Source organism: Streptomyces sp. ICBB 8177, from assembly GCF_003144095.1.
Lineage (GTDB): Bacteria > Actinomycetota > Actinomycetes > Streptomycetales > Streptomycetaceae > Streptantibioticus_D.
Window position 1 is genome coordinate 1 of sequence record NZ_NSKH01000004.1, and the last position, 15958, is coordinate 15958.

14 protein-coding genes and 4 pseudogenes are annotated in these 15958 nt (G+C 71.1%); 8 read left to right on the forward strand and 10 right to left on the reverse strand.

Annotation, left to right across the window (positions count from 1 at the left end):
* The 5 genes and pseudogenes from CK485_RS29395 to CK485_RS05750 form a co-directional block, all read right to left on the reverse strand.
* Positions 1–843: DUF2231 domain-containing protein (locus CK485_RS29395; protein ID WP_342673461.1), on the reverse strand; the 843-nt coding region annotated here is incomplete at its 3' end.
* A gap of 122 nt (positions 844–965) precedes the next feature.
* A pseudogene (locus CK485_RS05735) lies at positions 966–1275 on the reverse strand (VIT1/CCC1 transporter family protein); the annotation flags it as partial.
* 587 nt (positions 1276–1862) lie between these two features.
* Complete coding sequence (locus CK485_RS05740) at positions 1863–2633, reverse strand: CBS domain-containing protein (protein ID WP_109447684.1); 771 nt, start codon at positions 2631–2633, stop codon at positions 1863–1865.
* A gap of 62 nt (positions 2634–2695) precedes the next feature.
* Positions 2696–3661: a universal stress protein gene (locus CK485_RS05745; protein ID WP_109447686.1), complete on the reverse strand. Its 966-nt coding sequence runs from the start codon at positions 3659–3661 to the stop codon at positions 2696–2698.
* 191 nt (positions 3662–3852) lie between these two features.
* Positions 3853–4113, reverse strand: a complete 261-nt coding sequence (locus CK485_RS05750; RefSeq protein ID WP_146214485.1) for a hypothetical protein — start codon at positions 4111–4113, stop codon at positions 3853–3855.
* 149 nt (positions 4114–4262) lie between these two features.
* Here CK485_RS05750 and CK485_RS05755 point away from each other — a divergent pair.
* From CK485_RS05755 to CK485_RS05765, 3 pseudogenes are all read left to right on the forward strand, one after another.
* Positions 4263–4918: pseudogene (locus CK485_RS05755) on the forward strand (APC family permease); the annotation flags it as partial.
* Between the two features lie 42 nt (positions 4919–4960).
* Positions 4961–5790, forward strand: a pseudogene (locus CK485_RS05760) (IS5 family transposase).
* Between the two features lie 16 nt (positions 5791–5806).
* Positions 5807–6302: pseudogene (locus CK485_RS05765) on the forward strand (amino acid permease); the annotation flags it as partial.
* A gap of 266 nt (positions 6303–6568) precedes the next feature.
* Here the strand turns inward: CK485_RS05765 and CK485_RS05770 are convergent.
* Positions 6569–9025 (reverse strand): glycosyl hydrolase family 65 protein, encoded by a 2457-nt coding sequence (locus CK485_RS05770; protein ID WP_109448438.1) that lies wholly within the window; start codon positions 9023–9025, stop codon positions 6569–6571.
* 315 nt (positions 9026–9340) lie between these two features.
* Here CK485_RS05770 and CK485_RS05775 point away from each other — a divergent pair, with 315 nt between their 5' ends.
* Together CK485_RS05775 and CK485_RS05780 are read left to right on the forward strand one after the other, a co-directional pair.
* Entirely contained in the window at positions 9341–10339 is a 999-nt protein-coding gene (locus tag CK485_RS05775; RefSeq protein ID WP_109447690.1) for an ATP-binding cassette domain-containing protein, read from the forward strand.
* Positions 10336–11121, forward strand: coding sequence for an ABC transporter permease (locus tag CK485_RS05780; protein WP_199239246.1), 786 nt, complete (start codon positions 10336–10338; stop codon positions 11119–11121). Before CK485_RS05775 ends, CK485_RS05780 begins: the two co-directional genes overlap by 4 nt.
* Positions 11122–11324: 203 nt before the next feature.
* Here CK485_RS05780 and CK485_RS05785 read toward each other — a convergent pair whose 3' ends face one another.
* Positions 11325–11471 (reverse strand): TetR family transcriptional regulator, encoded by a 147-nt coding sequence (locus CK485_RS05785; RefSeq protein WP_109447692.1) that lies wholly within the window; start codon positions 11469–11471, stop codon positions 11325–11327.
* A 248-nt stretch (positions 11472–11719) separates the two neighbouring features.
* On the opposite strand from CK485_RS05785, the gene CK485_RS05790 reads away from it, so the two are divergent.
* Positions 11720–12316, forward strand: a complete 597-nt coding sequence (locus CK485_RS05790; protein ID WP_109447694.1) for a hypothetical protein — start codon at positions 11720–11722, stop codon at positions 12314–12316.
* Between the two features lie 250 nt (positions 12317–12566).
* On the forward strand, positions 12567–13178 hold the full coding sequence (locus tag CK485_RS05795; RefSeq protein WP_199239247.1) for a cation-translocating P-type ATPase C-terminal domain-containing protein: 612 nt from the start codon (positions 12567–12569) through the stop codon (positions 13176–13178).
* Between the two features lie 10 nt (positions 13179–13188).
* On the opposite strand, the gene CK485_RS05800 is transcribed toward CK485_RS05795, so the two are convergent.
* From CK485_RS05800 to CK485_RS05810, 3 genes are all read right to left on the reverse strand, one after another.
* On the reverse strand, positions 13189–14070 hold the full coding sequence (locus tag CK485_RS05800; RefSeq protein ID WP_109447698.1) for a universal stress protein: 882 nt from the start codon (positions 14068–14070) through the stop codon (positions 13189–13191).
* Positions 14071–14095: 25 nt separating this feature from the next.
* Positions 14096–14527, reverse strand: coding sequence for a CBS domain-containing protein (locus CK485_RS05805; protein ID WP_158288160.1), 432 nt, complete (start codon positions 14525–14527; stop codon positions 14096–14098).
* Between the two features lie 61 nt (positions 14528–14588).
* On the reverse strand, positions 14589–15245 hold the full coding sequence (locus tag CK485_RS05810; RefSeq protein ID WP_109447702.1) for a CBS domain-containing protein: 657 nt from the start codon (positions 15243–15245) through the stop codon (positions 14589–14591).
* Positions 15246–15521: 276 nt separating this feature from the next.
* On the opposite strand from CK485_RS05810, the gene CK485_RS05815 reads away from it, so the two are divergent.
* Positions 15522–15812, forward strand: coding sequence for a dsRBD fold-containing protein (locus CK485_RS05815; protein WP_241968160.1), 291 nt, complete (start codon positions 15522–15524; stop codon positions 15810–15812).
* The last annotated feature ends 146 nt before the right edge of the window (positions 15813–15958 follow it).

Here is a 15958-nt window from a genome sequence, read left to right on the forward strand (position 1 = left end):
TCGGGTCCCCGGGGCTGATCGAGACGGTGTACGGACGCGGTTTCCGGCTGGGGCCCGCCGAATGAGCCGCGGGAACGCGCCGCACGACAGGCCCGGTGTGAAGCGCGTACCGGTCGACGCGTGCCCATGCTGCTGCCGGGGCCGTGCGCGTGGCGTCGCGCGCTGACGGGGACGAGGCACCGCGAGACGGCCCGCGGCCCTGCGCCGTGAGCGGAGGCCGCAACGGCAAGGGTGCCAGTGACCGTCGCCGGAGACGGGCTTGGCCGAGAATCCGTCGTGCCAGGCGGCCTTCGCGCCGAAGTCCCCGATGCGGTAGACCTCGACCACGGATCCCACGGCGACGACGGCGCACACCAGCGCCGCAGCAACCCGGACGGGAACGCCCGTCGCGGTCACCCGGCCGCCGGATCCGGCCTCCGCACCGGCCTGGTCTGCACCCCTGCGGCCCAGCCACCACAGAGCGACAGAGACGACGAACAGGCCGAGGGCCCAGGGCAGCATCCCGTCGCCCAGTTCCGGGTGCCGACGCACCAGCGGGTCGTGGCGCTCCAGCCACTCGCCGGCGTGCGTGGTCAACGGAACGCTCACCAGCGTGACGAAGGCCAGCAGCGGCAGCATCAAACCGAGCCGCCGCAGCATCCCCGGCCATACCGCGCTCACCACCAGGCTCAAGGCCGTGAGTGGCACCAACACGACCACGACGTGCACGAGCAGGACGTGCGCGGGGAGGCCGTTGATCACCTCGGGCCCATGGAAGGGGACTCCTTGTCCGGGTAGGGGGTGATGGCAAGTCAACTCGGCTCGTGCGCAAGCGAGTAACACGTCTGTGCCGGAGAGCGTCACGTCCTGGTCGCCGGCGCCTGATGATCGCGAATCGTCAACAGCTTGCCGAGCATCTCGTCTAGAACTCGTTCGGAGAATCTGCGGAACTGGTTAAGATCCCGTCCGCGGTGAGGCGTCGGGCCCCCGGCGGCGCCGAGCAGCGTGCCAGCAGCATAGGTCACCGCCATCGCCGGCGCGCTGCCGCCCGCGTTGCGCATGATCGCTCGTGCCACTGACGCATCGCCGAGCTGGGCGCTCGACCAACCGCACGTCTCGTCCTCTGAGCTGTTCCGCGGCCTCCGCGGCCCGGGCGGGTGTCAGACCGCGGCCTTGCAACAGACCTGCGAGTTCGGCCAGCTCGGCCTCGTACTCGGTGGCCAGCTCGGTGCGCTCCTTGGCGAGCGCGGCCCGCTCCGAATCGCGCTGGGTGCCCACGGAGACGCACTCGCCGGCCTCGACTACGGCGGGCAAGACACGGGCCCCTTTAACTACCGCCGCTCACGGGATTGCTGATGTCCCGTTGAACCGCAGTGTGAACAGCGGTGATTAGGCGTTGTTGTGCCTCGCTGAGGCCGCATGGGCGGGGGCGGTCGTCACCGGGTTCAAGGTGGCATCCGTAGATGGTCAGAGCGCCGACGACATCGCGGGCGGGGCCTCCCAAGGCGGGGATGAGGCAGGAGGCGACCTTGTTGGGGGGCCGGCCGTCAGCGGATCCGATGGCGCCGGCTGTCCGGCCGTACAGGCCGTGGCTGGACCAGGCCGGACGCTGGATGACGATGGTGTCCGGGCTCGGACGGCATGGATCGGTGTCCTGGATCATGGCCGCGGGAAGGCCGTCGCGGAGGTTCAGACCACCGTCAGAGTCGATCAACGCGCAGATGGTACTCATTGGAGCCGCCCCTGCGTTCCGAAGGGGTTTCAGTCTTTCGCCGCGCCGGAAGGCCGCCTCGGCCTCCCTCTGATGCGGGCCTTGCGGCCACCCCGGGGATACGGCGTTGTTCGGGGATGTGTTTCCATCATGTCGCTGCGAGGCGGCATGCTCAAGCGCCGGGGCGGCCAAGCCCACGCAGCCGTGGAGGTGAGTCAGGCGCATCGCACCGTTCCGCGCCGGGACGGTGGAGCTCTCGGGCCGGCCCCTCCAGGGGGCGCTGAGCACCTGGGCGGTGGGCTTGGCGCAGCTCGCACTGGACGTCCACGACTCCTTCGACAGCCCGTGCGAGTCGAGCCGCGATCGGCACCAGCGACGTATCAGGAATAGCGCCGCTCAGCGTCACCACACCATGGGCGACGGTGACCCGCACCGGCGGCGTCACAGCGGCGAAGAGCCCTTCGGTGACGACGTCACGGACATCCTTCGCGATCTCCGTGTCCGGGCGCAGGAAGACCCTGAGCAGGTCGCCTCGGCTGACCAGTCCCGTCAGCCTGCCCCGGTCATCGACGACCGGAAGCTGCTTGACGCCGGCTTGTGCCATCGCTCGTGCCGCCTGGGCCAGTGTGGCGTCGGCCCGTACGGTCACGGCCGGGCAGGTCATGGCATCCTCCGCGGTGAGCGCCCCGGCCTTGCCCAGATCCACGAGGCGGAGCATCTGTTCCGTGCGAGACGGCTCGGCGGCGCGGAACTCCTCCTTGGGCAGCAGATCAGTCTCGGAGACGACGCCCACGACGCGGTTGTCGTCGTCGAGCACCGGGAGGGCGCCGATCCGCCACGTCGCGACGACCCCGACGATCTCCTTGAACGACGCCGCACGGCGCACCGCGACGACTTTGCGCGACATCACGTCGCGGACGGTGAACGGGCTCGTGGAGGTCATGGCATCCCCTTCCGCGTACCCCGCGCGCGGGGTACGGCTGACGCGCGGGTGACCTGGGGTTGTCAGACGGGGACGACGATCACCGGGCACAGGCCGTGGTGCAGCACGCGCTGCGACACGATCCCCAGCGGCATGGACATCCGGCCGCGCTTCCGGCGGGCGCCGACCACGACCAGACCGGCACGCCGGGAGGCCGCCACCAGCGCGGCCGCCGGCTCGGCCAGCCCCACCGAAGTCGTGACCCGCACGTCCGGGTGGGAAGCGCGTCCGTCCGCGAGCGCCTTGTCGAGGTCTTCGGCCTCCTCGCGGTCCCGCCGGGCCTCCTCGGCCGGGGACACCCCCCGGTGGCCCGGATAGACCTGCGGGTAGGTCCATGAGCGCACGGCCTCCAGGCCGACGCCGCGACGCTCGGCCTCGGCGAAGGCGAACATGACGGGTTCGGGCGGCTCGTCGGGGGCGACCCCGATGACCACCGGGCCCGAGGTCTCGGCCGGCCGCTCGGCCTCGCCCGGCCGCACCACCGCCACCGGGACCTCCGCGTACGTGGCGACGGCGTGGCTCACGGAACCGAGCATCAGCGACACGAACCTGCCCTGCCCCCGTGACCCCACCACCAGCAGTTCCGCGTCGGCGCTCATGCGCAGGAGACCGTGAACGGGGCTGTCGGTGAGGACCGCGGTCGTGGCGTCGAGGCCCGGGTGCCGGGCGGCGGCGCGCTCCCGGGCCTCGGTCAGGAGGCTGTCCACCGCCTGTCGGGAAGCCCCCGGCGGCTGAGCGGGCTGCGGCACGGCGGGGCCGGGCACCTGCGGCTCGTCCGGCTCCGGCATCGCGGGGCCGGGCGTCGGCGCTGGCGCGGGCTCCGGCACAGCGGGGCCGGGCACTCGGTCGGGCGCGTGTTCCCAGGCGTGCCCGATCCTCAGCGCGCACCCTCGTAGCGCCGCCTCGTCGGCGGCCCAGTCCAGCGCCAGGCCGGCCGACGGCGACCCGTCGTAACCGACGGCCACATAACGGGTTGTCGCATCACTCATGGTTCCGGCTCCTCATCCGGTCGGTGTCGACAACGGCGGCCCGCCAGCCCAGGCCGGACGGGAGACGCCTTCCCGCCACACCCGAGCCGCGCCGTCACAAGCCCGGTCCACGACCACTCTCCTCGCTCGCACCGGCCCCCCCAAGGGACGGACGGCCCTTATGGTGGGCCGGACAGCACCCTCAGACCCGCTCAGCGGATGGGCACGGCAGCCACCAGGGCGTGGAACGTGGTGGACAACGGCGTGCGCGACGGGCCCCCGGCCTCCAGCGGCCTCGTTCCGCCCGGGAGCGCCGGCGATGTACCAGTTCGACGGTCCTGGCGGTGCCAGGCGTTCACGACTCGCAGAAAGGCGCTCTCGCGAGCCAACGCATCGAACGCGTTGGTGAGCATCTGCCCGGTGCCGCGCGACTTGGCTTTGTTCGCGAGTACCGCCAGCAGACGTTCGAACAAAGCTCTCTCCAGGAACGGTGGGCCCGCTGCAGCCCGCCTCATGAACTTCCCCGCCGGACGACCCTTGATTGCCCGTCGGCAGCTGTCGCCAGCAGGTGGCCTGAGCGCGTTGATCTGCCCGCCGCATCGTTCAGATACCGTGCGCCGCTATCGGCGCGGGCATCTTCGCCGCCCTTGCGCCGGCCGCATCCGTCGGCGGTTCCGGACTGCTGCCGGGTCTGGCGCTGGCGGCCGTGGTCGCGTACTGCAACGCCACCTCCTCGGCGCGGCTTGCCGCCCGCTACCCGCACTCTGGCGGCACCTACGTCTACGGGCGCGAGCGCCTCGGAGAGTTCTGGGGCCACCTGGCCGGCTGGGGTTCGTGGTCGGCAAGACCGCCTCCTGCGCGGCGATGGCCCTGACGGTGTGCTCCTACGTGTGGCCTGCTCAGGACCACGCCCTGGCGGTCGCCGCGGTGGTGGCGCTGACCGCGGTGAACTACGTCGGCGTGCAGAAGGCCGCCTGGCTGACCCGGGCGATTGTCGCCGTCGTACTGGCGGTGCTCGCCGCGGTGGTCACCGCCTGCCTCACCAGTTCGGCCGCCGGCACGGCGCACTGGGCCGTCAGCACCGACGCTGGGTTCCACGGCGTGCTCCAGGCCGCCGGGCTGCTGTTCTTCGCCTTCGCCGGGTACGCGCGTATCGCCACTCTCGGCGAGGAGGTACGTGACCCGGCCCGCGCCATTCCCCGAGCCATCTCGGTGGCGCTCGGTATCACCCTGATCGTCTACGCCGTCGTCGCGCTCGCCGTCCTCGCCGTCCTAGGCAGTGTCTTCAAATGATCACCGCTGGTGGATCATGGTGTTGTGATACGTCGCCATGAACTGTCGGACGCCGAGTGGGAGTTCGTCCGGCCGCTGCTGCCCGAGTCGTTGCGGGGACGCAAGCGGCTGGACGACCGCAGGGTCCTGAACGGGATCGTGTGGAAGTTCCGGACCGGGACGGCCTGGCGGGACGTGCCCGAGCGCTATGGTCCGTGGGCCACGCTGCACACGCGTTTCCGCAGGTGGGCGGCGGACGGGACGTTCGAACGGATGCTGCGGGCCGCTCAGGCGAAAGCGGATGCGGCGGGCGACATCGAGTGGCTGGTGTCGGTCGACTCGACCGTCGTCCGGGCTCACCAGCATGCGGCCGGGGCCCGAAAAGGGGGCTCCGCAACCCGGCCCTCGGCCGGTCCCGAGGCGGGCTGACCAGCAAGATCCACCTGGCCTGTGACGGGCAAGGCCGTCCGCTCGCGTTCGTCGTCACGGGCGGCAACACCAACGACTGCACCCGGTTCACCGCCGTCATGGAGGCGATCCGGGTGCCCCGGATCGGCCCCGGGCGACCCCGGGTCCGGCCCGATCACGTCCTGGGCGACAAGGGCTACAGCTCGAAGGCGATCCGCACCTGGCTCCGCCGCCGAGGCATCACCCACACGATTCCCGAGCGGGCCGACCAGGTCCGCAACCGGGCCCGGCGAGGCAGCCGCGGAGGCCGCCCGCCGACCTTCGACCGCGAGGTCTACAAGCGGCGCAACGTCGTGGAACGGTGCTTCAACCGCCTGAAGCAGTGGCGTGGCATCGCCACCCGGTATGACAAGACCGCCGAGTCCTACAAAGCCGCCGTCACCCTCGCGTCACTCCTGATGTGGGCGTGACATTTGACGACAGAACCTAGGCCCCGACCGGCTCGCCCATGCCACCGCGCCGCTGGCCGACGCGGTCCGCGCGGCCGACGCACCCGGCCTGGCCCCGGTGGTGCGGGCCGGTGCGGCCGTCGCCGCCCTGGGCTCGCTGCTCGCGCTGGTCCTTGGCGTCTCGCGCACCACCCTGGCGATGGCCCGCGACCGCCACCTGTCCCACGCACTCGCCGCCGTCCACCCGCGCTTCAAGGTGCCGCACCGTGCCGAACTCGTCGTCGGCGCAGTCGTCGCCGTCCTGGCGGCGGTCGCGGACGTGCGCGGGGCGATCGGCTTCTCCTCGTTCGGCGTCCTCGCCTACTACACCGTCGCCAACGCCTCGGCTTGGACCCTCACCCCCCGCCGAGGGACGCCCGCTGCGGATCATCCCCGTACTCGGCACGGCCGGCTGCCTGGCCCTGGCCTTCGCGCTGCCGGGGGCCTCGGTGCTGTGCGGCGCTGTGGTGATCGCGCTCGGCGCCGCCGCTCACCCGCGGCTGAGCAGGCCTCAGGCTGGAGCTGGCCCCGCAGGCGGCACTCGTAGCCGTGCGAGACGAACTCCTCTACCGTCCACGCACCGTGGCCTCTCTCGGCCGTGTGGTGAAGGACGTGCAGCCGCATCGCATCCCGGAGCTGCCGTGTGTTGATCGGCAGCAGCCTCGGGAACCGCACCGCACTCCCGAGCCGCCTGCCGGCGGCCGTCGCGAGGCTTTCTGCGGGCACGTTGACTCCTACGGGGACCGGCAAAGTACGGCCCTCACCTCTCCTGGCCCGAGTCGCTCCGGGAACCGGTGGGCGTCCCGGGGACTTGAACGGTGCTGGTCCGGCCGGGGGCCACCGTGATCGTCCGGTCCGGCAACACCACACGGATGGGGTCGGCGTCCGACGGCGGAACGGTGATACTCAACTCCCCTGCCCCTACCCGCAGTTGTATCCCCCAGTGGCCGCGGTATCGGAACGAGAAGCTGAACTGCGAGACTTCCGGCACCGGTACCGGGTCGAGCCACAGGGCGTCCTCCCGCGTCTCCAGACCGGTCAGGCCCCGCTGAACGAGATCGGCGGTCCCGGCCATGGCACCCAGGTGGACCCCCTCCCCGGTGGTACCGCCCTGGAGGTCGGCGACGTCGCCGGTGAGCGCCTCCTGGCAGTAGGCCCAGGCGTCCGAACGACGGGCTCTGGCCAGCACCCAGCCGTGGACGAGTTCACTCAACGTCGAGCCGTGGCTGGTGCGGCGCAGGTAGTACTCGACAGTCCTACGCCACGTGGCATCGTCCAGTGGATAGCCCAACGAGGCGAACAAGGCGCACAGTTCCGTCGGCGAGAACAGGTACCCCAACATCAGCACGTCCGCCTGTTTGGAGGCACGGTAGCGGTTGCAGGAATCGCCTTCCTCCTCCAGGATTCGGTCCAGCCTGCGAATGTCCCCGCACCGTGCCCGGTAGCCCTCCCAGTCCAACTCGGCGAGGTCCCCGTACCCGTCGAACTGGCTGATGACTCCCTCGTGGAAGGGCACCCGCAGGCCGCGCGAGACGTCCTGCCAGCGCTCCAGTTCCCCGGTCTCCAGCGCCATGCGTTCGAACAGTTCGTCGCGCCGGTGGGCGGGCAGCGCGCGAGCCAGGTCGAGGGCTCGGCCCAGCACCCAGGCGGCCAGGACGTTGGTGTAGGAGTTGTCGTTGAGTCCGGGCCGATCCGCGTCCGGGTAGGCGTCGTGGTATTCGTCCGGTCCCATGACCCCGCGCACGCGGTATCGCCCGTGCGCGGGATCGAACGTCGCGAACTCGCCCCAGAAGCGGGCGACTTGCAGGACGATTTCGGCGCCACGGGTGAACAGGAAGTCGGCGTCCCCGGTGGCCTGGCAGTACTGCCAGACGTTGTAGACCACCGCCGAGCCCACGTGGTGCTGGAGGCGGGAGTGGTCAGGGAGCCAGCGCCCGGAACGCGGGTTGAGGTGCAGCGTCTGAGACTCCTCACGGCCGTCGCTGCCACTCTGCCACGGATACATCGCGCCGATGTGCCCGGCTTCCCTCGCGGCCTCGCACGCCCGGGGCAGCCTGCGGTGACGATAGTTCAGCAGAGCGCGCGAAACCTGGGGAAAGCGTAGGTTCATCGACGGCAGTACGAACAGCTCGTCCCAGAACACGTGGCCCCGGTACGCCTCTCCGTGCAGGCCGCGAGCCGGTACCCCCACGTCCAGTTCCGCCGTGTGAGGCGAGAGGGTCTGCAGGACGTGGAAGAGATGCAGACGCAGGATCGTGCCCGCCTCCCCGGGCACCCGTAGGTCGCCGCGTTGCCACAAGTGACCCCAAGCGGTGCGGTGTTCGGCGCGAAGACGGTCGAACCGCGGCGCCCTGCGGACCCGCCCGAGGGCGGCGTGCAGCGGCTCGGCGATCGCGCGGTCACGTGAGGTGTGCAGGGCTATGGTCTTGTCCATCACCGTCGTGGCCCCGTCGTCGAGACGCACGGTGAGGGACTGCGCAGCTCTGGTGTCCGTCAGTTGAGGGACCGCGCGCGCCGGCCGGCCGCGGGAGACAACCAGCCGGGCAGCGACCGCGATCCGGACACCCGACGCCCGGGTGCGGCACGTCAGCCAGACGAGACCGCCAGCTCCGGTTCCGGTGCGGTGTCCCGTCAGGTGGTCGCCTCGCAGGTCCCGGTAGCGCTCCACACCCGCGTTGCGGACGTCGCCGTCGATCGCTCCCTCGATCTCCAGCTCGCCTGACCACCCGTCAGGGGTGAAGTATGTCCGCAGCGCGGCCAGATGGGGGTCGCCCATGTGCACCAGCCGCACCTGGACGACGCGCAGCGACCGCCCGGGGCCGAGGCCGATCCGCATCCGGCGGGTCAACGTGCCCGCGTGCAGGTGGAGGATCTGCCGGTACGACAGGAGCGAGCCGTCGTCCGGGGAGAACCACTCGGTGTCAGGAGCGACCACGCGGAAGCGCAACGGCAGCCAGTTCGGCAGGTTGACCATGTCCTCGTTCTCCACCTGTCGTCCGGCGACGTCCGACAGCAGGCGGTCGTAGCACCCGGCCACGTAGGTTCCGGGGTAGTGCACCGCGTCGGCGGCTGTCTCGGGGGCGGCGCCCCGGGTAGCGAGGTAGCCGTTGCCGAGCGCGCACAACGATTCGCGCAGCTTCTCCCGCGCCGGGTCGTACCCCTCGTAGCACCAGGTCCACCGGTCCGCTCCGTCGGCCGTGGCACCCGCCCGGCTCATGTCCGCCCCACTGGCACGGCCATCGGACAAGCGGGCCTCACGGTCGAACGGCTCGCCCCGGGCATGGTCACCACCGCTTCCGGCGCTCGCGACTGTCCTGGTCATCCGGCGTGATACATGCGTCTCCCTCCAACCTGCCGTACCTGGGCGGTCCGCGACAGGGACGGACGAGCCCGCGACCAGGGACCTTCGGACCTGCCGCCGGGACGGCCCCCGGGGCGTACGGGCACCGCACGAGGCTGATCGGCCCTGTCCTCCGCCCCGCGGGACGCGGTCGACTGGCACCGACGCCGCCGACCGGAAAGGTGGCATTTCATGCCGACGACGGCCATCGCCGTGACCGGCCTCACCAAGCGTTTCCGCACCGTGGACGCCCTTCGCGGGATCGACTTCGACGTGCCTGCAGGCACGATCTTCGGGCTTCTGGGCCCCAACGGCGCCGGAAAGACCACCGCGATCCGTGTTCTGACGACGATCGCCAGGCCGTCCTCCGGACACGTCGAGGTGCTCGGGCGGGACGTCGTCAGCCAGGCCGCCGAGGTGCGGCACTCCATCGGTCTGGCCGGCCAGTACGCGGCGGTGGACCCCAACCTGACCGGGCGCGAGAACCTGCGTCTGATCGGCCGGTTGAACCATCTGGCGAGGCCGCTGATCCGCGGTCGCGCCGACGGGCTGCTGGAGCGGTTCGACCTCGACGCGGCGGCCGACCGGCCGGTGCGGGCCTACTCCGGCGGGATGCGACGGCGTCTGGACGTGGCCGCCGCACTGGTCGGCGAGCCTCCCGTGCTCCTGCTCGACGAGCCGACCACCGGACTCGACCCGGCCAGCCGCAACGCGTTGTGGGACCAGCTGCGTCAGCTCGTGCGGGAAGGCACCACGGTCCTGCTCACCACCCAGTACCTGGACGAGGCGGACCGGCTGGCCGACCGGATCGCCGTACTCGACCGGGGTCTGATCATCGCCGACGACACCCCCGAGGCGCTCAAGGCGAGCCTCGGCGACACGGTGGTCGAGCTGGACATGGGCGACGCCGACCGCGCCGAGCGGGCGGTCCGCCTCCTGCACGGGCTGGCCGACCACGCGGCGCGGCAGGACGACTCGGTGGTACGGCTGCGTACCCACGACGGGTCCGACCTGCTGCTGCGGGCCCTGCGCGAACTCGACCGCGGCACTGCCGCGCCGCTGCGGATCAGGGTCCGCGAACCCAGTCTCGACGACGTCTTCCTCGCCCTGACCGGCAGTCCTGCCGACGCCCCCGACGACGGCGCTCCCCCGGGGGCCGACCCGCCCGGGGACGCGGGCGGTGAAGCGTGAACGCGTTCGTCCGCGGCGGGGCGGACTCCGTGCGCGACGGACTGGCCGTCGCGCACCGCAACATGATCGCCCTGCGCCGGGTGCCCAGACTCCTGGTGTTCTCCACCATCCAGCCGATCGTCTTCGTGCTGATGTTCCGCTATGTCTTCGGCGGCGTCGTCACCCGGTCGGTCACCGGCCTGCCTTATGTCGACTTCCTCATGCCAGGGGTCTTCGTGCAGACCGCCGTCTTCGGCGCCATGAACACCGCGATCGGACTCGCGACCGACCTGCAAACAGGCCTCATGGAACGCTTCCGCTCACTTCCCATGGCGCGTTCCGCCGTGCTCTCCGGCCGGACTCTGGCGGACCTCGCACGCAACGTGCTCGTCGTGGCCCTGATGACCGCGGTGGGATTCGCCGTGGGATTCCGCGTTCACACCTCCCTGGTCTCGTTCCTGGCCGGGGCCTGCCTGGTACTCGCCTTCGGGTTCGCCATGTCGTGGATCTTCGCCACCCTGGGGCTCGCGGTCGGGGACCCCGAGACGGCCCAGGCGGCGGCCTTCCCCGTCCTCGCGCCGCTGGTCTTCGCCTCCGCCGCGTTCATCCCCGTCTCCACCATGCCCGGCTGGCTCCAGGCATTCGCCGACCATCAGCCCGTATCAGCCTCGGCGAACGCCGTACGAGCCCTCATGACCGGTGGCCCCACCGCTTCGTTCGTGTGGCAGGCGCTCGCCTGGGACATCGGCATCATCGCGGCCTTCGCACCCCTGGGCATCTGGTTCTACCGGCGGGCGGACTAGGGCGTGTCCGACGGGTCGGTGACGGTCTCATCAGCGGATCGTGCGACTGGTAGGGGGCAGGGTGATCTGTTTGCTCGTGACTGGGCTCGACTGGAGCCGCACTTCCCGCAGAACACGGGGCGGGGGCGGGCGTTGGAAGAATCACCGCACTGTCGATTCCCGAGCGAGATGGGCCCTTGCTGCGAGAGACGCCGCGCTGAGCGTCACTGCCCGGCCCACGCCCTCGCAGTAGCGGGGGCGTGGGCAGCGACCGATTCCATGGACAAGCGCTCGTACCCGAGCTTCGTCAGGAGACGGAGTGCCGCGTCGAGAATGGCGACGTCACGGCCGGCGTCGCGCGGGCGGCCCATGCCCGGGGCCCGGCCGAAGATGCGCTTCGTGCGCGGTCCGACTTACTCATCGAAGGGTCGCGATGCGACATCGCACAGGGCCGTCCGGCCCCTCCCCCGCGAACGGTCGGCCCCCGGCACAGGCTCCTCGGCCCTGTGCGGAGCGGGATGGACAGGCAAAAGTGGGTTGCCAGACGAAGGCAAGAGTGGGTTGCTGGAGGCCCGCAGCACGGTCTTCCCGAGCGACCAGCAGTCGGCCAGAGGGTGCCATGTCGAACCGGGAGCAGCACCACACACCGCCTGCGAGCGGGACGCGGATCCTGCGGCGCGGCACCGACCGTACCGAGACATGGATCGGCTGGCTGCTCATCGTTCTGACGTTTCTCGGCACACCCTCTGCCGCGCTCGGCACCCACGCCTACGTCAGCCGCTCCTCACTGCGGGTCGTTCACAGCGAGCAGCTCACCCGCCGCCCGGCGACCGCCCGGCTGCTGCGCGACACCCCACCGGTCACGGGGACGACCGCGACGAACCTGGTCGACGCCCCGGTCCGCATCGACCGGCCGGGCCGGGCTCCCTACGACACGAACGCGCCCTTCCCGGCCGACGAGCACGCAGGCACCACGACGCGGGTGTGGGTCGACGTCCGCACCGGGCACACCGTGCCCCCTCCGCTGACGCAGGCCCAGGCGGACCGGGGCGCAGCGATGGCGGCGGCGCTCGCCGGACTGTCGGTCCCGTTCTGCTCGCTGGTGGCATGGACAAGCGCCCGGTGGCTCCTGGACGACCGGCGGTACAAGCAGTGGGACGCCGAGTGGGAGGCCTTCGAACCGCGGTGGAGCCGGAAGTTCGGGCACCGCGACTAGGAACGGATGAGCTCGGTGGGCCACCATTCACCAACGACACCGCCGCGGACCGTGCGACCGGCCGAATCTTTCTCCGCACAGGTCCAGTCGTTCACCGAGGCGTCGCCCGAGGAGCCACCCGATCTCCTGCTGCGCCATCTGCACACCGCTCCTCGGGGCCTGTCCTCCCGCCAGGCGGCCGGCGCCTGACCCAGTACGGCCCCAACGCGAGGTCGTGCCGTTCCTCGTCTTCGCGCTCAGTGGAGGTGCGGTGCCCCTGCCTTTGACCGTCCCCCAGCTCCTCGCCTTCGACGTCGGCACCGAGACCCCGCCGTCCCTCGCCCTCAGTCGCGAGCCCATCGAACCGGGAACGATGACTCAGCCGCCCCGCCCTCACGACGAACCCGTCATCCGGGGCCCCATGCTGCTACGCGCCTGGCTCCTCCTCGGGCTCATCGTCACCGCCCTGCAGATGGCGGGCTTCTTCTATGTACTCACCCGCGCCGGCTGGCACCCCGGCGCCGCGGTGGGCACCGGGCACCCGCTCCATCACGCCTACCGGCAGGCGACCACGATGTCGTTCCTCGGCATGATCGCCGGTCAGGTCGGCACCGCGTTCGCCGTGCGCACCAGCCGGGCCCCGCTCCGGTCGGTCGGCGTCCTGAGCAACCGCCACCTGCTGTGGGGTATCGCCGCTGAGCTGCTGCTTGCCGCAGTCTTCGTCTACGTTCCGGCGATGCACTCCGTGCTGGGAACGGCGGACGTTCCCGGCAGCGATCTGTTGTGGCTGATCCCGTTCCCGTTCGTCGTCTGGGGAGCGGACGAGCTCCGCCGGTGGCTGGTGAGGCAGCACACCGGGGACAGGTGGCAGGCGGCAGGCTGAGGGGGCATCTTCAGCGCTGCGGCGATGTCTGCGGCGGCACCACGACGAGAGGGCACAGGGCGCGGTGGGCCAGGGTCCTGCTGGTCGAGCCGACGACCATGCCGCGGAAGCCGCCCCGTCCCCGGGAGCCGACGACGAGGAGCTGGGCGTCCTGCGCCGCGCGGGCGAGTGTGAGCGCCGGGCTCCCGTAGAGCACGTCCTGCCGCACGCGGACCTCCGGATACTTCTCCCGCCATCCGGCCAGCGCCTCGGACAGTTCGGCCTGGGACTCGTCGGCGATCCTCAAGTAGTCGGCCGTTCGCGGGCGCCGGACCTCCAGCGCCACCAGCTCCGTCTCGCGCAACGCGGCCTCCTCGTAGCCGTAGGCGACCGCGTCCTGCGACACCGCCGATCCGTCCACGCCCACCACCACGGGGCCCGTCTCCCAGTCGTCCAGCGGCATGCCGAAGGTCAGGGCAACGGGGCAGGGCGGGTGACCCACCAGCGAGGTGCCCAGCCCGCCGAAGGTGAAGACGCCCTCGATCTCGGGTTCGTGGCGCGCGCCCAGGACCAGCAGCCCCGCCTGGTCGCCCTGGTCCCGCAGTATGCGCACCGCACGGCCTTCGGCCAGCAGGACGTCGACCTCGATGCCCGGGTGCCGTTCCTCGGCCGCGAGCCGCCCCATTTCCAGGAGGGTCTGCCCCTCCGCCCGAAAGTGCCGGCTCCACACGTGATGCGGATGCTCCTGTCCGGCCGTGGGGGGAACGTTCCCGGGCCATTCCTGCGCGTGCACCAGGCGCAGCGGCAGTTGCCGGCGCGCGGCCTCGTCGGCCGCCCACATCACGGCGCGGCGGCTCACCCGGGTGCGTGTCGCACCGACCACTACGGGCCGGCGCCGGTCGTACGTGGTCATGTTCACCGCTTCCAGACTGGTCGATTCAGTGGTCGGCGGACGTGCGGCGGTCCCGGGCGGCCTCCACGACCTCGGCCATGTCCGTCAGGCCTCGGTCGGCGTAGTGGAAAAGGTCGTCGAGGGAGAGAACACCCACGAGGCGGCCCTCGCTCACCACGGGAAGGCGCCGCGCCCGGACACACCGCATGCGGTACAGCGCCTCCGTCATCTCGCTGTGGACCTCCACGGTCACCGGGTCCTGGGACATCACGAGTTCCACCCGGCTCTCCCCCGGCAGGCGGCACGCCAATACCCGCGTGACGAGATCGCGAGCCGTGAGGGTGCCGAGGACCGCCCCGTCACGCACGACCGGCAGGAATCCCACCTTGGCCTCCGTCATCCGGCGTGCCGCTTCCTCGACGGTCGCCTCGGGAACGACGCCGACCGCGGGCGTGCTCATCGCGTGCTCGACCCGCACTTCGACCGCCTCCGTAACCAGATTCCACCGAACGGGAGTTGGCGTCCCACACTGAGGGATCTCAGCGAGGCATCCGGAAAGCGGGCCGGGTATGCGTGTCATCCACCTCGTACCCCAGCTGGTCGATGACGTCGACCACCCCGTCAACCGCCTGTGTGAGGTGGACGGCGACCGGGATGGCGCTGCGCTGTTCCAGGGTTCCCTTCAGCACCACGATGCCGTCGTGCACGTCTATCTCGAAGCGCTCGGGATCCGCCCACAGCACGCGCATGAACACCTCCCGCTGGACCTCCTCCCGAATCTCCGAGTCGGACCGCAGATAGCGGCGCAACAGGTCCCTCCTCGCGACGATCCCGACCAGCGCACCGTGGTCGTCCACCACGGGAGCGGCTTTGAGTTCGCGTCCGAGCAGCGTCCGAGCAGCGGCGGCGATGCTGTCATCGTCGCGCACGGTCACGGCGGGAGCGCTCATCACTCCCTGAGCACTGAGCCGCTTCGCCCTCTCGCGCGCCCGCCTCGCCGCGGAACCGCCGTGGCGCAGCAGCCCGCGCGGCCGGGCTCCTGGTGTCTCCCCGAGGATGTCGGCCTCGGAGACCACCCCCACGAGCTGCCCTTCGTCGTCCAGAACGGGCAGCGAGCTGACGCCTCGCTCGTCCAGAACGCGTACGACTTCCTTGTAGGGCGTCCGGACGCGCACCGCGGCGACATCCTTCGTCATGACGTCTCGCACCTTCGTACCGGTCACGGCAACCTCCCGGATGGTGTCCGTCGCTCAGCACGCTAGGCACTGACCAACGCCCCGGACAGGGCCGTCCGGCCCCTGCCGGGTACCTTCCCAGGGAGCGATCCTGGGACCAGTCGCACCGGCGCGGACGCGCGAACAAGACGGGCCACCGAGTCGGAAGAGCATCACGACTCGACCACCCGTGCGGCGCGTGATGTCGTTTGCGCGCTCCCCGCAGGGCGGTACGGCAGCACGGAAGGACCGAATCCCATGACCGCCACGGCCGACGGCAGCATGACACCGCCGCACACCAAGGAATGGGCCCTCAGGCTCGACATCTACGAGGAGGGCGACACCACGCGGGCGCACGCCCGTCTCGACACCCACGACAACGTGCTGGAAGCGGTCGCCGAGGCACGCCGCAATCCCCACGACCGGGCCGTCCCCGAAATAGGCGACGAGATCGCGGCGGGCCGCGCGATGATCGCGCTCGGCGAACGGCTGGTCCGCGCGGGTGCCTCCGATGTCGAAGCCGCCATCTCGGCGCCCCGCGCCCGGTGATCGCCGCTGGCCCCGCCTGGGTGGTCACCACGGGAGGTGGCGTCAGCCCGACGTCGTGAGCCTTGGCGAAGAGCCCCCGTGCGGGGACAGGGTCTACCACTCGACCCGCCTCTCCACGCTGTGCCGGTGGTAGCGGAGATGGGCCG